The following is a 22,781-nucleotide window of genomic DNA, read 5'->3' as shown; positions in this document are numbered from 1 at the left end:
CCCGATAGTCGACGGATTATTCTCAGCGTGTTATTTGCTGATCGATAAGCGCGAAGAGCTCGTCGGCACTCGCGTCCTCGACCGCGGCGCGGTCGTCGTTGGCCGTGGATTCGCGTTCCTCCAGGGCTTCGGCCAGCGTCGCGCGGATCCGGTCGGCCAGGCGCTCTTTCTCGCCTGCCGACGGCAGGGTCGCCAACAATGATCGGAGCGCGGCGATCTGGTCGTCGACCGTGGAGGTGGTCGACTTGTCTTCCCAGTGCGAGCCCAGGAATGTCGCGACCGCGATGGCGGTCGGGTATTCGAACACCAGTGTCGACGGCAATGTCAGACCCGTCGCCTTGGCGAGCCGATTCCGTAGTTCGATCGCACCGAGCGAATCGAAACCCAGTTCGCTGAACGGGGTCTCGGGTTCGACCACAGCAGCCGAGGGGTGTCCCAGGACTGCCGCGGCGTGCTCCTGGACAAGGGCGAGTACCACACCCACCCGGTCGGATTCCGGTGTGGCGGCAAGCCGTTGCGCCAGCGACACCCCACTATCGGCACGGCGTGGGATGGCGGTGACCAGCGCACTGAGCGCTCGGGGCAGCGACCCCGAGTCGGCCTGCGCGGTCAGCGCCGCCACGTCGAGACGCACCCCGGCGCTCGCCGGGACACCGACAGCCACAGCAGCGTCCAGCAGCGACATCCCGTCTTTCTCGTCGAGCGGGAGCAAACCCCCGCGGCGCAGACGCGCGAGATCGGCCTCGGCGAGCGTGCTGGTCATACCGTTGGTCCCGCGCCATGGCCCCCATGCCACCGACGTCGCCGGCAACCCGATGCGGTGCCGGTGGTGGGCGAGGGCATCCAGGAAGGCATTTGCTGCCGCGTAGTTGGCCTGGCCCGGACTGCCGATCGTGCCTGCGATCGAGGAGTAGAGCACGAACATCGACAGGTCCAGATCCTTCGTCGCCTCGTGCAGATTCCACGCGGCATCGACCTTCGGCCGCAGCACTGTCTCGAACTGCTCCGGTGTCATCTCGGCGAGCACACCGTCGGCCAGCACGCCCGCGGTGTGCACAACCCCGGTCAACGGATGCTCGGCCGGGATGGCCGATAGCACGCCTTCGAGGGCCGCTCGGTCGGCGACATCGCACGCCACGATATCCACCTGCGCGCCGAGTTCGGTCAATTCTGCCGCGAGATCGGCCGCGCCGTCGGCGCCGCGACCGCGCCGACTGGCCAGCACCAATCTCCGCACGCCGTGCTCGGCAATGAGATGCCGAGCCGCCACGGCACCCAGCCCGCCGGTACCGCCGGTGATCAGGACTGTCCCCTCGGGTCGCAGCGGCGTCGGGATGGTGAGCACGTTCTTGCCGATATGCAGGGCCTGACTCAGGAACCGGAACGCTGCGGGCGCCTGCCGCAGATCCCATCCGGTGACCGGAGGGGGAACGAGCACACCGGTGTCGAACAGGTCTACCAGGATGTTCAGAATCTCGTGCAGCCGGTCGGGGCCGATTTCGCTGAGATGGTAGCCCCGGTAGCGCACACCCGGATGCTGCTCGGCGACCTCGCCGGGATCGCGGCGATCGGTCAACCCCATCTCGAGGAATCGTCCACCACGCGGTAACAATCGCAATGACGCATCCACGAATTCGCCGGCTAGCGAATCGAGAACGATATCGACACCGCGCCCCTCGGTGACATCGCGGAACTTGCGCTCGAAGTCCAGGGTCCGCGAATCGCCGATCGCCGTGTCCTCGAATCCCATATCGCGCAGCACATCCCACTTCGGTCGGCTCGCCGTCACCAGCAGTCGCAAGCCCAGGTGACGCGCCACCTGGACCGCCGCCATGCCGACACCACCGGTGGCGGCATGCAACAACAGCGTTTCCTCGGGTTGCGCCTCGGCCAGATCGACCATGCCGTAGTACGCAGTGGTGAACACCACCGGCACCGCGGCGGCCTGCGCGAACGACCAACCCTGCGGCACCCGGGCCAGCACCCTGCTGTCGGCCACCGCCATGGAACCGATCTCGGTGAGGAACCCGAAGACGCGATCACCAGGGGCGAATTCGGTGACATCGGGTGCCACCTCCACCACCACTCCGGCACCCTCACCACCAAGGGCCGCCTGCGGGTCCGGATACATGTCCAGCGTGATCAGCACGTCGCGGAAGTTGAGGCCGGCCGCGCGGAGCGCTACCCGGACCTCTCCGGGACGGAGCGATGCCGGCGCGGCGGGTGTCTCGACCAGCGTGAGGTTGTCACCGGTCAACGTGCCTTTGCCGAGCTGGGTCAATGCCCAACCCGGAGCCGGAAGCAGCTCACCCGTACCCACGGTATCGCCGACACCACGACTCAACCGCGCCGCATGCGGCACACCCCGCCGCAACGCCAGCTGAGGTTCCTCCTCGATAGCGAGGGCAACAGCCACGCCGACGCGGTAGTCCTGCCCACGATCGATATCGACGATGACGATCCGGCCGGGACTCTCATTCTGGGCGCTACGCAGCAAACCCCAGACCGCAGCAGCGACCGGATCCACCGATTCGCCGGCCTCCACTGCGACCGCTCCCCGGGCCACCGCGACAACCCGATCATGCTGGGTCAGCAGCTCCCGCACCCGCGCCGCAACCTGGACAACCCGATCGTGCACCGCACCGGGAACATCCACGCCAGCACCCGCGTCCTCGACCCGCAACACCGCCACGGGACTGTTGTCGACGATCACCGTCTCGCCCTCGTCATTGCCGGCCCAATCCCCTTCCGCGACAAGGTCACCCGAATCGGGCACGGGCAGCGAAACCCACCGCAGGTGGTGCAGGCCGTTACCCGCGGCCGGTGCACCGGCCCCGCCCAAGGCGGCGATCGGGACCGGACGAAGAGTCAATGCCCCGATTTCGGCCACCGGCGCCCCCTGGTGGTCGGTCAGCGTCACCATGAATCGCTGATTGCCCGCCTCGGACTCGGCCGAGGTCACCCGGACTCGTACCGACACCGCACCAACGGCGTAGATGTCGACGTTCTCCCACGAATAGGGCACCAGCGCCGCACCCGCGGGAGCAGGCTCCGCCAGTCCGCCGAGAGCTATCGAATGCAGCACCGCATCCAGCAAGGCTGGATGTATGCCGAACCCGTCCGCCGACGAGTGGGCCTGCTCCGGCAGCGCCACCTCGGCGAACACCTCATCGCCGCGCCGCCACAATGCCATCAACCCCTGGAATACGGGTCCATACGCATACCCACGCTCGGCGAACTCCCGGTAGATATCGCCCAGCGCAATCGGTGCGGCCCCCACTGGCGGCCAGGTCGCCGCCGTCCCGCCGATCCGAGACAACAGTGACTGGGCGACAACAGTTCCCGTCGCGTGCCGGACCCACTCCGGGCGATCCGGCCCCTCCTCGCGTTGCGGGCGCGAATACACAGATACGGCGCGCGAGCCCGCATCACCGGGTTCGGCCGCGATCACCCGCAATTCGATGGCACCCGCCGACGGCACGACCATCGGCACCTCCACGACCAGCTCGACCAGTCGAGGGCTCCCGACCATCGCACCGATATGCAACGCCAACTCCACGAACGCCGTGCCCGGCAACAGCACCGTCCCGCCGATCGCGTGATCGGCCAGCCACGGGTGACTCGACAACGACAACCGACCGGTCAGAACCACACCATCGGAGTCCGGCAACCAGACCGCCGCCCCCAGCAACGGGTGGTGCACATCGTCGAGGCCGGAGGTCCGAACGTCGCTCCCTCCGGCAGCGGGAGCCAGCCAATATCGCTGGTGCTCGAACGCATAGGTCGGCAGCTCCACCCGGCCCGCCCCGTGCCCGGCGAACAAGCGCCGCAGGTCCACCGGTATACCCGCCACCTGCGCGTAGGCGAGGGCCGTGACGAACCCGACCGCCTCGTCGACCGATCGCCGCGACGCCGCCACCACGGTCGACTTCGCCTCCACATCGGGACGCGCCGCCAGACATTCGCGGGTCATGGCGGTCAGCACCGCGTCCGGACCCACCTCCACGAACTTGCGCACACCCGTTTCGACCAGGGTGACCACACCCGGAGCGAACCGGACGCAACCACGCACCTGCGCCACCCAATACTCGGGATCACACATTTCGTCGCCGACCAGCACACCCGAGACGTTCGACACGATTGGCAACAACGGCTTCCGATACGTCAACCCTCGGGCCACGGCGCGGAACTCGTCGAGCATGGGCTCCATCAACGCCGAATGGAATGCGTGCGAGACCCGCAACCACGTGTTCTTTCGGCCGGTGTCCGAGAGCCGCTGCTGGATCTCGCGGACGGCATCCGCCGTGCCCGAGAACACCACCGAATCCGGACCGTTCACCGCCGCGAGCGACACCCGACCGCCGTACGCGTCGATCAACTCCACGGCCGCCGCCTCCGATACGGCGGCCGCCAGCATGGCACCTCCCTCGGGCAACGCCCCCATCAACCGGCCACGCGCCGATACCAGCGCACACGCGTCGGCGAGCGACCACACCCCCGCCACGTACGCCGCCGCCAATTCGCCGATCGAATGCCCCGCGACGACATCCGGAGCAACACCGAACGACTCCAGCAACTGGAACATCGCCACCTCGACGGCGAACAACGCCGGCTGCGTCCATTCCGTTCGACCCAGCACCCCGTCGGGATCGGTGAACACGACCTCCCGCAGCGGGCGGTCGAGGTGGCGGCCGAACTCGGCACAGACCTCGTCCAAGGCCGCCGCGAATACCGGAAACGCCTGGTACAGCCCCGCACCCATCCCGGCACGCTGCGCACCCTGACCAGTGAATAGGAAGGCCGTCCTTCCTGGGACTGTCGCTCCTGCGACCACGCCCGATGGCGCCGACCCGGAGGCGAGCCCCGCCAGGCCGGCGAGCAGCTCCGCCCGATCCCGCCCGACGACGACGCCGCGCCGATCCATCGCGGCCCGCGAGTCCACCAACGACCGCGCCACCGCCCACACATCCACGTCCGGACGATCGGCCAACCACGCCCGCAACCGATCCGCCTGCCCCCGCAGCCCGGCGTCCGACTTCGCCGACACCACCAACGGCACGACCGCGATATCGACATTCGACCCCACCGGCGCGAGTTCGGCACCGTCAGAAGGTGTTCCGGTGTGTGTGAACGACGGCGCCGGCGCTTCCTCGATGATCACGTGCGCGTTCGTGCCGCTGATCCCGAACGACGACACACCCGCACGCCGCACCCGGTCGCCCGCAGGCCACGGCTGGGCGGCGGTCAACAGCTGGACCTCGCCCGCCGACCAATCCACGTGCGGGCTCGGCGCGTCGATATGCAGTGTCCTTGGCAAGGTCTCATGCCGCATGGCCTGCACCATCTTGATCACACCGCCGACGCCCGCCGCGGCCTGCGAATGACCGATATTGGACTTCAACGACCCGATCCGCAGCGGCTCACCCGCCCGGTCCCGACCGTAGGCGGCGATCAATGCCTGCGCCTCGATCGGGTCACCCAACGCCGTGCCGGTGCCGTGCGCCTCCACCACGTCCACATCGCCTGGACCCACACCCGCATTCGCCAGCGCCGCCGCAATCACCCGCTCCTGCGAAGGGCCGTTCGGCGCCGTCAAACCATTGCTCGCACCGTCCTGGTTGATCGCACTGCCCCGAACGACCGCTAATACGTTGTGGCCCAGCCGCTTCGCATCCGACAGCCGCTCCACCACCAACACCGCGGCACCTTCGGACCACGCGACACCATCAGCAGCCGCCGAGAACGACTTACACCGACCGTCCCGGGCCAGACCACGCTGCCGGGAGAACTCGACGAACACCGTCGGCGTCGCCATCACTGTCGCACCGCCCACCAATGCCAAGGAACTCTCTCCCTCACGCAGCGCCCGGCAGGCCACATGCAGTGCGACCAGGGACGACGAGCAGGCGGTATCCACCGTCATCGCGGGCCCTTCCAAGCCCAACGCATAGGCCACCCGCCCGGAAACCACGCTGCCTGCCGAACCGGTGGCGACATACCCTTCGATCTCCGGTCCGGCGTTACGCGCCAGGGCGTCGTAGTCCTGGTACATCACGCCGGTGTAGACACCCGTATCGCTGCCGCGCAGCGCGGTCGGGTCGATCCCCGCGTGCTCCAACGCTTCCCACGAGACCTCCAGCAGCAACCGCTGCTGCGGGTCCATGGCGATGGCCTCACGGGGTCCGATCCCGAAGAACCCCGCATCGAAATCGGCGGCATTCTCGAGGAACCCGCCCTCCTCGGTGTAGGACGTTCCCGAGTGGTCGGGGTCCGGATGAATCAGCTGATCCAGGTCCCAGCCACGATCCGAGGGGAACTCACTGATGGCATCGGTGCCCGACGCCACCAGATCCCAGAGCCCATCCGCAGATTCGACACCACCGGGATATCGGCAGGCCATGCCCACGATGGCGATCGGCTCGTCGATGTGCGTCCGACGACGGGTGGGCGCAGCGGTCTTCTTCGCGCCGCCGACCCGCGAGCGGAGATACCGGGCCACGGCCGTCGGGGTCGGATAATCGAAGGCCAGGGTCGACGGTAGCTGTAGACCCGTGGCTTTGGTGAGCCGGTTGCGGAACTCCACCGCACCCAGCGAATCGAAACCCAGTTCACTGAATGGCGTCTCGGCCTGGATCAGAGCTCCAGAAGCGTGCCCGAGCACGCTGGCCATCAGATCCCGGACGAAATCGAGAACGATCGTGTCGTAGCTGTCCGGCGACGCCGACGCCAATCGCCTCGCCAGATCGCCACCACCACCACTGTCGGTGCGACGCGGTGACGGCACCAACGACTGCAGCAGCCCCGGCAGCAGGCCCGCACGCGCCTGGACGGACAGGGGCGCCGGATCGAAGTCGACCGCGGCGACGAAGGGTGTATCCGCGCCACCCGCCGAGTCGAACAGTGCGAGACCATCGGCTGCGGCCAGAGGTCGGAAACCCATCCGCGACAGCCGGTCCACGCCCTCATGGCCCAGGTCGGCCGTCATGCCGCTGCCTTGGTTCCACGGACCCCACGCCATGGAAACGGCGGGGAGACCAGCGTTCGCCCGGCGCCGCGCCAGAGCGTCCAGCACCGAGTTCGCCGCCGCGTAGTTGCCCTGCCCCGGCGATCCGAGTACCGCCGCGACCGAGGAGAACAGGACGAACGCCGACAGGTCGTGACCCAGCGTGAGCTCGTGCAGGTTCAGGGCCGCGTCGACTTTCGGTGCCAGCACCCGGTCGACCTGCTCGGGCGTGAGCGCCTCTATGGTGGCGTCGGCCAGCACACCTGCCGCGTGTACCACGGCGGTCGGCGCCGGACCGTCGGAGAGCTCGTCGAGCATTGCGGCCACCGCGGCGCGATCGCTCACATCGCAGGCCACCACTCGGGCCCGGGCCCCGAGTTCGCTCAGCTCGGTGACGAGGTCGGCAACACCTTCGGCCCGGTCACCGCGCCGGGACACCAACACCAGCTCACGTGCACCGTGCGCCACCGCGAGGTGTCGGGCCACCAGTGCGCCCAGCCCACCGGTGCCGCCGGTGATCAGCACCGAACCGGTCCCGATCGCCAGACTCGATCCGGTCGCCGCCGTATCGCGACGGGTCAGCCGCGGCACCAGCAGTGCACCCGCGCGTACCGCCAGCTGCGGCTCGTCGGCGTCCAGCGCGGCCGATATCAGTTCGGGCCCGGCCTCGCTATCGCTATCGCTGTCCACCAGCACGATTCGGCCGGGATGTTCCGACTGCGCGCTACGCAGCAGGCCCCAGGTGGCTGCCGCGCCCAGATCGGGATCTTCGCCCGGCAGACCCGCCCCGTGGCGCGTCGCAACAACCAAGGGGACATCCGCCGCAGAAGGCAGGCGCAACCAGGAGCGAATGGTCGCCAATACCGAGTGCACACGCCCACGCACAGTCTCCGCCTCCGACGGCTCTTCGTCGGACGACGCCGTGTCGACACTGGACTCCGTGTCGACCGGGTCGGTGAACCACACCACGGCATCGACCGGCAACCGCGCCGCTCCATCGGCACCGGCTGCCTCGATGAGGGCGGACAGATCCCGGTGGGTTTCGTCGAATCCGAGCCTCCCCGGCGAGCCGAAGGCGGCGATTCGACGGATGCCCGTGCCGGCCTGCGCCCGCGATTCGACCGCGGACCACCGCACCTCGTAGAGGTTGTTCGGTCCAACGGATCGTCCCTTGTGCAGTGTCTGGCTGCTTACGCGCCGCGACTGCAGTGCTTCGACGGTCAATACCGGCGCGCCCGCATCGTCGACGGTCTCGAGCCGTACGCTGTCGGCGCCGGTGCGCCGGATTCGAACCTGCACGGCCGTCGCCCCGGGCTGGAACAGCCGCACGCCGTGGAACGAGAACGGCAGCGGCAGATGGTCCTGCGGCAGGTCGGTGACCGATTCATGCACGGCGGCATGCAGCGCGGCGTCGAATAGCGCGGGATGGATACCGAAGCCGACCGCGTCCGCACCGATTTCGGCGGCCGACGCCACATCAGCCACGACATCCTCACCGTCACGCCACAGCCGGCGCACACCTTGGAACGCGGGTCCGTAGCCGAAGCCGCGCGCGGCCAACCGGTCGTACAACGCCTCGCCGGAAATCGCTTCGCCCTCGGTGGACAGCCCGGTGCCGCCGCCGAACGCCGGAGCGTCGATCGGTACGCCCGGCGCCAGAATGCCACGCGCGTGCGTGGTTCCGGATCCGTCGTCCGGCCGCTCGCCAGTGGCTTTGGACGCGATGACGAACCGCCTGCGCCCGTCGTCGTCCGGCGCCTCGACGGTGATCTGGATGTCCACCTCGACGTGGTCGTCCATCCGCAGCGGTGCTACCAGAAACAGCTCGTCGACCAGGGCAGCGCCTACTCGAGCGCCGACCGCCAAAGCCAGCTCCACGAAACCGGTCCCCGGTAAAAGCACCCCACCGAATACCGCGTGATCGGCGATCCACGGATGCGATGCCATAGAAATCCGACCGGAGAACAACCATTCGTCTTTGCCGGCCACAGAAATCGCCGCACCGAGCATGGGGTGGTCGATGGGCAGCAGTCCGGCACGACTCACGTCGCCGACTTCGCTGCTCGACGATATCCAGTACCGGCTGCGCTGGAATGCATAGGTCGGTAACGGAATTCGCTGTAGCCGCCGTCCTGCGTACAGGGAGCACCAGTTCACCTCGAGACCCGCGGCATGCGCAGCCGCCAGAAACGCGGTGAACTGCGCAACCTCATCCGCACCGCGCCGCGCGGCGGCAGCCACCATCGACCGTGCCTCGACCTCGGGTTCCTCGGCCACGCACTGGCGCGTCATCGCCGCCAGGACGGCATCCGGGCCCACCTCCAGGAACCGCCGGGTCCCGGTCGCGGCCAGTGCCCGTACCCCCGGAGCGAACCGCACGGCCGACCGTACCTGTCGCACCCAGTACTCCGGATCGGTCAGCTCACCATCGACCACCTCACCGGTCACGTTCGACATGATCGGAATCGTCGGCGTCCGATAGGTCAAACCCGCTGCCACCGACCGGAATTCATCGAGCATCGGCACCATCCGTGCCGAGTGGAACGCATGGCTGACCCGCAACCGGCTCGTCTTGCGGCCCTGCTCACCGAGCTGTCGGTCGACCTCGTCGACGGCGTCCACATCGCCGGACAACACCACCGACGACGGCCCGTTCACTGCAGCCACCGACAACCGGTGGGAGTGTCCGGCCACCAGGGCGACCGCCTCGTCTTCGGACAGGGCCGCCGCCAGCATTGCCCCGCCCGCCGGCAACGCGCCCATCAACCGCCCGCGTGCTGCGACGAGCGCACATGCGTCCGGCAGCGACCAGACCCCGGCGGCATAGGCGGCCACCAGCTCACCGATGGAGTGACCGAGCAGCACGTCCGCGGTCAGGCCGAAAGATTCGACGAGCCGGTACAGCGCTACCTCGAACGCGAACAGCGCCGGCTGCGTGAATTCGGTGCGATCCAGCAGTGCCACTGCGCCACTGTCGGCGCCATAGCCCGAGGCTGTGTCGCCTTCGGCGAACATCAGATCTTTCAACGGCCGTCCGAGTAGTGGATCGAACACGGCGCACACCTCGTCCAGTGCCGCCGCGAACACCGGAAATGCCGCAGACAGCTCCCGGCCCATTCCGGGCCGCTGGGAGCCTTGACCGGTGAACAGGAACGCGGTGCGCCCCGTACCCACGACGCCGCTGACCACGCCATCGGAGGACGCGTCGGCGACGAGGGCAGCCAGACCTGCCAGCAGCTCCGCTCGATCCCGCCCCACGACCACACCGCGCCAGTCCAACAGCGCCCGCGAGGTCGCCAGGGTATGCGCTACATCCCACACGTTCGCGTCGGGTTCGCCGAGCAACCATTGCCGCAGTCGATCCGCCTGCGCCCGTAGGGCGGGCTCGGACTTCGCCGATACGATCCAGGGGACGACATCCGACGCAACACTCGGCGCCGTCGACGGTACCTCCGCGGAGTCGCCCTCCGCCGAAGTGTCCTCGGCCTCCGCAGTGACCGGATCGCCGGGCGCCTCCTCGACAATCACATGTGCGTTGGTGCCGCTGACCCCGAACGACGACACGCCTGCCCGGCGCACCCGCTCACCGGCGGGCCACGGTTCGGCCTCGGTCAGCAACCGCACCGTATCCGCAGACCAATCCACATGGGGGGTAGGCGCATCCACATGCAGGGTTTTCGGCAAGATTTCGTGCCGCATTGCCTGCACCATCTTGATCACACCGCCGACGCCCGCAGCCGCCGAGGTGTGACCGATATTGGATTTGAGCGAACCCAGACGAAACGGCCCGCTCTCCCGCTGCCGACCGTATACGTCGATCAACGCCCTCGCCTCGATCGGATCCCCCAGCATCGTGCCCGTACCGTGCGCCTCCACCGCATCGATCTCGGAGGGATCCAGTCCGGCATTCGCCAGCGCCGCGGTGATCACCCGCTCCTGCGAGGGACCATTCGGCGCCGTCAATCCCCTGCTTGCGCCGTCCTGGTTCACGGCACTGCCCCGGATCACCGCCAGCACAGTGTGACCCAGCCGCTGGGCGTCCGACAGCCGCTCCAGCACCAGCATCCCGAGACCTTCGGAGAAGCCGGTCCCGTCGGCGGCCGCCGCGAATGCCTTACAGCGTGCATCCGGCGATAGCGCGTGCTGACGTGAGAACGCGATCAGCAAGGACGGATCCGACATCACGGTCACCCCACCCGCCAACGCGAGCGATGTATCGCCCTGCCGCAACGCCTGACACGCCAGATGCAACGCCACCAGCGACGACGAGCACGCAGTATCAACCGACAAAGTGGGGCCCTTGAAGCCGAACGTGTAAGCGATCCGGCCGGACAACACACAGCTCGCCGCGCCCAGGTAGGCATGGCCTTCCGCCTCGGCCGTCAACGTCGGAGAGCCGACGCGCGGACCGTAGTACTGGTGGAAGACTCCGGCGAAGAGCCCGGTATCGCTGCCGCGCAGCGACACCGGGTCGATACCCGCGTCCTCCAACGCCTCCCAGGATGCCTCGAGCATCAAACGCTGCTGCGGATCCAGCACTGCGGCTTCCCGAGGACCGATTCCGAAGAAGCCCGCATCGAAATCGGCTGCCGAATATAGAAACCCACCCTCACGGGTGTAGATCGTGCCCGGCACATCCGGATCCGGGTTGAACAGCCGCTCGAGGTCCCACCCTCGATCGGTCGGAAGAGCACCGACCGCGTCGGTGCCGGAGGCGACCAGATCCCACAGTTGCGCCGGGGTATCCACGCCGCCCGGATAGCGGCAGCTCATACCGACAATGGCGATGGGTTCCCTGGCACGCTCCTCCAACTCGTGGATGTGGCTGTTCGCAGCGCGCAGGTCGCCGGTGAGCTTCCGCAGATACCGGGTGAATTTTTCTTCGTTGCTCATGCTGGGCCGAACTCCTCGTCGATCAGGTCGAACAGCTCGCTACTGGAATGCGCGGCGAGATCGTCGTACTCGTCGGTCTGCCGGCCCTCGCCCAGCTGGGCCCGAAGCCGGTCGCCGATGCCGAGCAGGGCGGTGACGGTCGTCTCGTCGTCGCCCGCCACGGCCAGAACGCGGTCCACCATCGCTTCGAGGCGGGCGAGGTCGCCGGGTGCGGCCCCCGCCGCAGCGCGGTCGGCGGCGGGGGTCTCCGCAGTAACGGTCAAGGCCAGCCGGTCGTGCAGAAATCGGGCCAACTCGGTCACCGTCGGATAGTCGAATACGAGCGTCGAGGGCAACTGGAGGCCGGTGGCTTGGGAAAGCCGGTTCCGGAACTCCACACCACCCAGCGAGTCGAAGCCCATATCGTCGAACCACTTGTCGGGCCGGATATCGCTCGTCGACGCATGACCGAGGACCGCAGCGGCTTGCTCGAGAACCAGGTCGACAACGGCCCGCTCTCGTTTGGCCTCCGGTATTCGGCCCAGCTCGAAACCGCGGGATCGCGTCTCGCTCACCACGTTGCGCTCCGAATGCGCTACCAGCCCTCGCAATACGGCGGGGACCGCGTCAGCGCGGATGTCCCGTCGCAGGTAGTTCATATCGAGGCGAAGCACAACCAGCGCCGATGCGCCCGCCGGATCCGATCCGATGCCGGCAGCAGTATCGAACAGCCGAAGGCCCTCCGCCTGGGTCAGTGGACGCATACCCAGCCGGGCCAGCCGTGCGATTCCGGCTTCGTCCAGGGTGTCCGCCATACCGCTGGATCCTGCTCCGGTCCGCTCCCACAGACCCCAGTCCAGAGCCACCGCGGGCAGTCCTTCGGCACGACGCCGCGCGGCCAACGCGTCCAGGAAGCTGTTCGCGGCGGCATAGTTGGCCTGGCCCGCAGACCCGAAGACACCGGCAATCGATGAGAACAGCACAAACGCCGAAAGGTCCGCGCCCCGCGTCGCCTCATGCAGATTCCACGCCGCATCGACCTTCGGTTCGAACACCCGATCCAGCTGGTCGTCGGTGAGGGTTCGGATCGTTGCATCATCGAGCGTGCCGGCTGCGTGGACCACAGCCGTCAATGGTTTTTCGGGCTCGATCGAGTCGAGCAGGGCGCGCAGTGCCGGCCGGTCCGCGACGTCACAGGCCGCAATGCGCACCTCGGCCCCACGCTCACTCAGTTCCGCGGCCAATTCCGCTGCACCCTCGGCGTCTGCGCCGCTGCGGGACACCAGCAGCATATGCCGGACATCATGCTCGGCAACCAGGTGCCGGGCCAGCTGCCCACCGAGCCCGCCGGTACCTCCGGTGATCATCACGGTGCCGGAACCGAAAGACGGCCTCGTCGCGGCGGACGCCTGCACCTGCACCAGTTTCGGCACCAGTACCGTGTCCCCCCGAACAGCCACCTGGGGCTCATCGGTTGCGAGGATCGTCCGCACGGTGTCGCTCGATAGCGGCGGTGCGTCGAGCGAGGACTGCCAGTCGAGCAAAACGATCCGGCCGGGGTATTCGGTTTGCGCACTGCGAACCAACCCCCACACCGCAGCTACGGCGAGATCCGGCGTCTCGCCCGGCAGTCCCGCGGCGTTGTGGGTGACGACGACCAGCCGGGTTTGCTCCAAGGCATCCTGGTCGAGCCACGTCCGGAGCATATGGAGCGTCGAGCGCGCTCGGTCGTGCGTGGCAGCCGTGATGTCGTCGTTTCGGGCAGCGATGGCGTCGACGACGGACCACACCACCGCCTCCGGTACAGCGGCGGCAGTCGTTACCAGGCTACCGAGGTCCGGATATCGCTCCCGTACACCCGCAACCGAGATCGAGCCGAGTGCGGCAATCCCATCGGAGACAGCGCCGGCGGACGACGCGTCCACCTGCGTCCACCGGAGCTCATATGCCCCGATATCACCGCCCGACAGGGAGTCGCGCAGCTGGGCGACGCCGTATGACCGGACAACGACCTCGTCGACGGAGACGAGCGGGTTCCCGTTGTCGTCCATCGCCGCAACGGCGATGGCGTCCTCCCCCTTCGACGTGACGATCGCCCGCACCGCCGTCGGCCGTGCGACATCGTAGAATCGGGCACCGCCCCAGCGAAACACCAACATGCCTCGGTCCGGATCGTTCCCGAGCTCCGGCCACATCAGACGGGCGAGACCGGCGTGCCCGATAGCATCCAACAGGCCCGGATGCAGCACGAAACCCGCAGAGTCGACGGCCGGATCCAAGATGATCTCGGAGAAAACGGTGTCGCCGCGCTGCCACGCCCGCTCGGTGCCGCGAAAAGAAGTCCCATATTCGAGTCCCGCGGCCGCCCGGATATGCGCGTGGATCCGTTCCGGATCGATCGGGTCGGCCTCCAGCGGCGGCCACGGCTCGGCCCGGAGCCGCTCCATCAGCGGCTCCGTTGCCGGTAGGGCGCTGGCCAGGACTCCGCTCGCGTTGCGTACCCACTCGCCGTCACCGGCGACCCGATAGTGGAAGCGGAAGTGACGCCGCCCCGTTTCGTCCGGCTGGTCGACCAGCACTTGAAGTTCGATATCACCGTCCTCAGGCGGAAGGATCGGGGTCTCCAAGGTGAGTTCTTCCACGCCGCAGGAGCCGAACTGGGGTCCGGTCGCCAAAAGCATCTCCAGCATCGTGGTACTCGGCACAACCATGACGCCATAGCTTCTGTGGTCCGCCAGCCAGGGATGTGTCCGCCGTGCGAGTCGGCCCATGAGCATCCATTCGTCCTTACCCGCAACCTGCACCACCCCCGTCACCACCGGGTGCCCCGATGCGTTCGGCGATGCCTGGACCGCCGGCTCCAGCCAATACCGCTGATGCTGGAATGCATAGGTGGGCAACGGCACCCGCGACGTCGCGCGACCTGCGTACAGCAGCGCCCAGTCCACCCAGATCCCCGCTACGTAGGCCTGCGCCAGCGCGGACACGAATTGGGTCGGCTCGTCGGTCGAGCGTCGAGCCGTCGCGACCACCGTCGAGCGGTTCTCGACATCTGGAGTCTCGGCCAGACACTGTCGAGTCATCGCGGACAGCACAGCGTCCGGTCCGATCTCGACAAATCGACGCACGCCCGCGTCGACCGCAGTGTCGATCCCCGGCGCGAACAGGACACACGCTCGCACCTGCTCGACCCAATAGCCTGGATCGGTCATCTCGGAATCGACCAGGACCGCCGAAACGTTCGACACGATCGGCAGCGACGGCTCCCGATATGTCAATCCTTCGGCGACCGTTCGGAACTCGTCGAGCATCGGCTCCATCAGGCCCGAATGGAACGCGTGACCGACCCGCAGCCGGTGGGTTTTCACACCCTCCACCGCAAGCTTGTCCGCGAGCTTGTCGATCGCGAACACATCCCCGGACACCACCATCGACGATGGACCGTTCACCGCAGCCAGCGACACCTGACCGGAGAACTCCTCGAGTACCGTGGTCACTCGATCCTCGGCCGCGGCCACAGCCAGCATCGCCCCACCGCCGGGCAGTGCTCCCATCAACCGCCCACGTGCCACGACCAGGACGCACGCGTCGGGTAACGACCACACCCCCGCGACATATGCCGCCGCCAACTCCCCGATCGAATGCCCGATCAGCACATCCGGTATCACACCGAACGACTCCATCAACCGGAATAACGCCACCTCGAACGCAAACAACGCCGGTTGGGTGAAGTCCGTGAGATCCAGCAGCGCCGCGTTGTTCTGATCGAACACCACATCCTTCAGCGACCAGCCGAGCAAGGGATCGACATGGGCGCACACCTCGTCGAACGCCGCCGCGAATACGTCGAAGGCCGCGTACAGACCCGCCCCCATCCCGGACCGCTGCGCACCCTGACCGGTGAACAGAAACCCGGTCTTGCCCGAACCCGCCGTCGCCTCGATCGTGCCCGGCGAACCCGCCGCCACATCGGCCAGCCCGGCCAACAGTTCCTCGCGTTCTCGGCCGAGGACGGCTGCACGCCGATCCAATTGGGCCCGCGACGTCACCAGCGAATGCGCGATATCCCACACGTCCGTGTCGGGATGGCCGACCACCCACTCCCGCAGTCGATTCGCCTGTGCCCGCAAACCCGACTCGGAACTCGCCGAGATCACCCAGGGCACCGCCACGGCACTGCCGGGCCGGTCTGCGGATTCCACCGGCGACACCGGAACTCGACGGGCCGGCGCTTCTTCCAGGACGGCATGTGCGTTGGTGCCGCCGAGGCTGAACGAGGACACCCCGGCGCGGCGGATTCGCCCGGCGCGCGGCCACGGCTGGGCCTCGGTCAGCAACTGGACGTCGCCCGCCGACCAGTCCACGTGTGGGCTCGGCGCATCGACATGCAACGTCTTCGGGAGAGTTTCGTGCCGCATCGCCTGCACCATCTTGATCACACCGGCGACACCTGCCGCAGCCACCGTATGTCCGATATTCGACTTGATCGATCCGATCCGCAGCGGTGCTCCTGACCGGTGCTGCCCGTACGTGTTGATCAACGCCTGCGCCTCGATCGGGTCACCCAAGGTCGTACCGGTCCCGTGACCGTCCACCGCATCCACGTCCGACGGCGCCAAACCGGCATTCGCCAGCGCTGCCGCGATCACACGCTCCTGCGAGGGACCGTTCGGCGCGGTCAACCCATTGCTCGCACCGTCCTGGTTCACGGCCGTACCACGCACGAGAGCGAGGATGTTGTGCCCCAGGCGCTGGGCGTCGGAGACCCGTTCCAGCACCAGCACTCCGATGCCCTCGGCGAATGCGACGCCGTCGGCCGCGGCGGAGAACGCCTTACACCGTCCATCGGGCGCCAGGCCACGCTGCCGCGCGAAGTCGACATGGAGGTACGGACTGCCGTAAACGGTCACGCCGCCGGCCAGCGCCAGCGAGCTCTCACCCTGCCGTAGCGCCTGGCAGGCCAGATGCAGCGAGACCAGCGACGACGAGCACGCGGTATCCACGGTTATCGCAGGCCCTTCCAAACCGAAGGCATAAGCCACCCGGCCGGAGATCACACTGTTCGTATTGCCGGTGAGCCGATAGCCCTCCAGCTCACCGGTTACCCGAGAGACGTAGTCCGCGAAGCTGGCGCCGGTGAACACACCGGTATCGCTGCCGCGCAGCGAAATCGGATCGACGCCCGCGTTCTCCAATGCTTCCCAGGAGACCTCCAGCAGCATCCGCTGTTGCGGGTCCATGGCCGACGCCTCTCGAGGGCCGATCCGGAAGAACCCCGGATCGAAATCCGCTGCATTGTCCAAGAACCCTCCGCGGCGGCTGTAGACCGTACCGGGCTTGTCCGGGTCCGGATCGAACAGTCGTTCCAGATCCCACCCGCGATCCGACGGGAATTCACCGGTGGCATCAACTCCGGCGGCTACCAGCTCCCATAACTCGTCCGGCGAGGTAACCCCACCCGGGAACCGACACGCCATGCCCACGATCGCAATCGGCTCGTCGACTCGCACCCGCCGTTGTGCCTTCCTGGGCGCGGTGTGCGTTTTCAGCTCGATCCGCGAGCGCACCACAACCGCCACTGCTGCTGGAGTCGGATGATCGAACACCAGAGTGGATGGCAGCGACAACCCGGTGGCCTTACCCAATCGGTTACGGAACTCCACCGCACCCAGGGAATCGAAACCGATCTCATCGAAGCGCTGATCCGGCCCGACGTCATCGACCGAGTCGAACCCGAGCGTCGCGGCGGCCTGTTCCCGGACCAGATCGAGAACGATCGCGCCATGCCGCGCCTCCGGCACACCTGCCAGCCGTCCGCCCAGCAGGCCGGTCGCCGACAGGCTCGCCGAGGAGTCGGCCACCTCGGTGCGCCGCGTCTGCCGCACGAAACCGCGTAGAACCGCCGGAATCGTGTCGACATCCGCAGTGCGGCGCACCGCGTTCGCATCGAACCGCATTGCGGTCGACGCGCCGTCCGAGCGAAGCACAGCCTCGTCGAACAGCCGGACACCCTCGGCATCGGCAAGCTGATCCAGCCCCCACCGCTCCAATCGGGCGAAGGCCACCCGATCCAGACCGCCGGTCATACCGGTGCCCTGGTTCCAGGGCCCCCATGCCACTGCGGTTCCCCGCAAACCCGCGGCCCTCCGCTGCCGCACCAAGGCATCCAACGCCATGTTCGCGGCGGCGTAATTGCCTTGTCCGGCTGATCCCAAGAGACCGGCAACAGACGAAAAACCTACGAACGCCACGACGTTTCGATCACGGGTCGACTGATCCAGGTGCCAGGCCCCCGCTACCTTCGGCGCCAGCACCCGATCTACCTGCTCATCGCGCAGGGTCGCGATGGTCCCGTCGTCCAATACCCCGGCCGCGTGCACGACGATCAGGTCACCAGCCGGATCAATGGTGTCCAGCAGACTCTGCACAGCCTCGCGGTCGGTCACATCGCATGCGACAATCTCGGCCTGGCCGCCCGCCTGCGCCAACTCGGCAACCAATTCGGCAGCACCCGGCGACGCTGATCCCTGCCGTGAGGTCAGCACCAGTCGCCGCACGCCGTGCTCGAGAACGAGATGGCGCGCGAACAGCGTACCCAAACCGCCCGTACCGCCGGTGATGAGCGCTGTCGCCTCCTGGAAGGAGGGCGATTCGCCGGTGTCCTTCGAAGGATCCGCCCGAACCAGCCGCGGTACCTGAATCACCCGGTTGCGCACTGCGACTTGTGGTTCACCGGTGTGCACGGCCGCGACGATCCGATCGGCATCCAACACTTCGCCCGGGTCCTCGTCGATCAGTACGAACCGTTCCGGATTCTCCGACTGAGCACTGCGCACCAGACCCCACACGCCTGCTGCGGCGAGACTCGGGACCTCACCGGGCAAGCCCGCACCCCCGGTCGTGACCACCACCAACCGAGCCTCGGACAGCTTCGGTTCGGCGAGCCAGGATTTGAGCACCGCCAATGTCGCATGTACCCGCGTCCGCACTGCTTCGGGATTATCGGCCGCCTCTGCGGCTCGCCACACCACGAGATCGGGAACCCGATCCGCCGCCACCACATCGGCAACCGATGCATAGCACGTATCGATCCTGCTCTCGGGTTCGGCCGCCAGCACCACCATCTCGGGTGTGGGACGGTCGATGGCCGCCACCCCGGGTGGCTGCCACCGAACTTCGTACAAACCCGCCTCATTCCTGGACAGGGTGCTGCTGATTTCCCCGAGGTTGTACGGTCGCGCCGCCATCGCGTCCACTGAAACAATCGGGTTCCCGTCCCGGTCGACGGCGGCGACCGAAATGGTATGCACACCGTTGGGTACAGCTATGACCCGGAGCTCGGTCAGTTCCGCGGGCCAATTGCCGTCGGCGGACTTGTGAAAGCGTGTGTTTCCCCACCGGAACAACAACCAGCCGATGTCCGGATCGGGCTCCAGCTCACGGCAGATCAACCAGGAAACGCCTACGTGCAGGACGATATCCAACAGCGCCGGATGCAAATCGAATTGTTCTGACCGCGTTGCCGCGTCGGTGTTCAGGGCGACGTCCGAGAAGACCGCGTCATCGCGGCGCCACGCGGCGCGGACTCCGATGAACGCCGGGCCGTACTGCAGCCCGGTGTCGGTGTCCATCTGTTCGGGAAGCCCGGCGATGTCCAACGGTTCGGCTTCGATCGGCGGCCACTGTTCATCCTGCAGTCTCGTCATCAAACCCGAATCACCGCCCGCCAGGCTGGTGAGGGCGCCGGTGGCACTGTGTGTCCACTCTCCGTCGGCCGAGGCTCGGACGTAGATCTCGAACCGTCGCAGCCCGAAGTCATTCGGGGCCTGGACGAGAGCCTGCATTTCGACATCGTCGTCGAAGGCCGGCGAGACAGGTGCCAGCAAGGTCAGTTCGGCAACCGCGTCACAACCGATCTGATTGCCCGCGACGAGCAGAAGCTCGATCAGCGTCGCGCTGGGCAGAACCACCACACCGTGGGACATATGATCGGCGATCCACGGATGGGTACGTACCGAGAAGCGACCGGTGAACAGCCATTCATCGGTGCCCGCCAACCCGACCACGCCCGTCAGGATCGGATGATCCATGGCGTTCGGGTGCGTATCGACAGTCTGTTGATCGACCCAGAAGCGACGATGTCGGAAGGCGTACAGCGGCAAGGGGACTCGCCGAACTCGGCGACCGGAGAACGCCGGCGTCCAATCCACCCGCACCCCCGCGACGTGAGCCTGTGCCAGCGATGTGACGAACTGCGCGATTTCGTCGGTCGAACGGCGGGAGGCCGCCACCACGGTAGACGCCGACTCGATGTCCGGTGTTGCGGCCACACAGCCCCGCATCATCGCAGCCAGCACCGCATCCGGCCCCACCTCGACGAACCGCCGGACACCGCCCGCGATGAGAGTGTCCACACCAGGTGCGAACCGGACACAACCCCGAATCTGCCGCACCCAGTATTCCGGATCGGTCACCGCGTCTCCGGCGACCTCACCGGACACGTTCGACACGATGGGCAGCCGCGGCGACTGATAAGCGACGCTCTCGGCGACCGTCCGATACTCGGCCGACATCGGATCCATCCGCGCCGAATGGAAGGCGTGGCTTACCCGCAGCCGATTCGTCTTCACACCCTCGGCGGAAAGGCTTCGTTCGATCTCCTCGATGGCATCGGTGTCACCGGAGACGACCGTCGACGACGGATCGTTCACGGCGGCGATCGACACACGGCCACCGAACTGGGCGACGAGCTCCGCGGCACGCGTTTCCGCGACCGCCACCGCGAGCATCGCCCCACCTTCCGGCAATGCGCCCATCAACCGACCGCGCGCCGCCACCAGGGCACAGGCGTCGGACAGCGACCACACCCCCGCGACATATGCCGCCGCCAACTCCCCGATCGAATGCCCGATCAGCACATCCGGTATCACACCGAACGACTCCATCAACCGGAACAACGCCACCTCGAACGCGAACAACGCGGGCTGCGTGAATTCCGTCCGGTCCAGCAGATTCTCGGGGTCGGCAAACATCACCTTCCGCAACGACCGCCCGAGCAGGGGGTCGATCTGAGCACACACCTCATCCAATGCCGCCGCGAACACCGGGAAGGCGCCATACAGGCCGGCGCCCATACCGACCCGCTGCGCTCCCTGACCGGTGAACAGGAACGCCGTCTTGTCAGAACCCGCACAGGACTCGATCACGCCGGGCGATCCGGCCGCCACATCGGCCAGACCAGAAAGAAGTTCGTCCCGGTCACGTCCCACGACCGCGCCGCGCCAGTCCAACAGCGCCCGAGAGGTCGCCAGCGAGTGCGCGATATCCCACACATTCGCGTCGGGATCGCCGACCAACCACTGCCGCAGTCGATCCGCCTGAGCCCGCAGAGCCTCTTCCGACTTGGCCGATATCACCAGTGGAATGGTCTCCGCTGCGACGGGTTCTGCGGTCGTGACCTGCTCGGACCCGCCTCCGGACCCCGCTTCGACCGGATCGGCCGGTGCTTCCTCGAGAATGAGGTGAGCGTTGGTACCGCTGGCGCCGAACGACGAGATGCCGGCCCGCCGGATCCGGTCCCCCGCGGGCCACGGCTCGCTGTCCTGGAGCAAGCGCACCGTACCCGCCGACCAATCCACATGAGGTGTGGGCGCATCCACATGCAACGTCTTCGGCAGCAGTTCGTGCCGCATGGCCTGAACCATCTTGATCACGCCACCGACGCCTGCCGCAGCCGACGTGTGACCGATATTCGACTTGAGCGAACCCAGCCGCAACGGTGTCGCCGGGCGCCGAGCGCCATAGGCACCGATCAGTGCCCGCGCCTCGATCGGATCCCCCAGCATCGTGCCGGTACCGTGTGCCTCCACCGCATCGACATCGGACGGGGCCAACCCGGCGTTCGCCAATGCCTGCGCGATCACCCGCTCCTGCGACAGACCGTTCGGCGCGGTCAACCCATTGCTCGCGCCGTCCTGGTTCACCGCACTGCCCCGAATCACCGCCAGCACGGTGTGGCCGAGCCGTTGCGCGTCGGACAACCGTTCCAACACCAGCACCCCGAGGCCTTCGGAGAATCCGGTCCCGTCAGCAGCTGCCGCAAACGCCTTGCACCGACCGTCGACGCACATGGCGCGCTGGCGGGCAAAAGCAATCGGCAGCGACGGATCGGACATGATGGTTACCCCGCCTGCCAAAGCAAGCTCCGTATCGCCGTGACGCAATGCCTGACAAGCCAGATGCAGCGCCACCAATGACGACGAACATGCCGTATCGATCGAGATCGCTGGACCTTTGAATCCGAAGGTGTAGGCGATGCGACCGGACAACACACTGTCCGAACCACCGAGATAGTGGTGAGCTTCTGCCTCGGCGGTCATACCCGGCGAACCGATGCGGGGACCGTAGTACTGGTGAATTGCTCCCGCGAATACACCGGTGTTACTGCCATGAAGTGACACCGGGTCGACACCCGCGTCCTCCAAAGCCTCCCAGGAAGCCTCCAGCATCAGTCGCTGCTGCGGATCCATCGCTGTCGCCTCCCGCGGACCGATCCCGAAGAAGGCCGCGTCGAAGTCCCCGATGGAGTCCAGAAATCCGCCGTGTCGCGTGTAGACAGTGCCGGGCACGCTCGGGTCGGGGTTGTACAACCGCGCCAGGTCCCACCCCCGGTCGGTCGGGTAGTCCCCCATGGCGTCCACACCGTCGGCAACCACCCGCCACAGCTCGTCGGGGGTCCGCACGCCACCGGGATACCGGCAGGCCATACCGACTATGGCGACGGGCTCGGTCGACCGATCGGTGAGCTCACGCAGTTGCTGCTTGGTCTCGTATAGCTCATTCGCGGTCTTCTTCAGATACCGGCGCAGCTCGTCATTGCCTGCCATTGTGGAACTCCTGCTCTGAT

Annotated in this window: 2 protein-coding genes; both read right to left on the bottom strand. The window is 67.2% G+C overall.

Going from position 1 to position 22,781, the window contains the following annotated elements; translation table 11 throughout:
• Window positions 1-22: 22 nt before the first annotated feature.
• Window positions 23-11,896 carry an SDR family NAD(P)-dependent oxidoreductase gene (locus OH799_RS06350; RefSeq protein WP_406276664.1) on the bottom strand — a complete coding sequence of 3,958 codons (11,874 nt, stop codon included), beginning with the start codon at window positions 11,894-11,896 and terminating at the stop codon, window positions 23-25.
• Window positions 11,893-22,761 (bottom strand): SDR family NAD(P)-dependent oxidoreductase, encoded by a 10,869-nt coding sequence (locus tag OH799_RS06345; protein WP_406276662.1) that lies wholly within the window; start codon window positions 22,759-22,761, stop codon window positions 11,893-11,895. The genes OH799_RS06350 and OH799_RS06345 overlap by 4 nt, the downstream gene beginning before the upstream one ends.
• Between the last annotated feature and the right edge of the window lie 20 nt (window positions 22,762-22,781).

It is taken from the genome of Nocardia sp. NBC_00881 (genome assembly GCF_045207455.1).
Classification (GTDB): domain Bacteria; phylum Actinomycetota; class Actinomycetes; order Mycobacteriales; family Mycobacteriaceae; genus Nocardia.
This window is presented reverse-complemented; position numbering and strand designations above follow the sequence as displayed.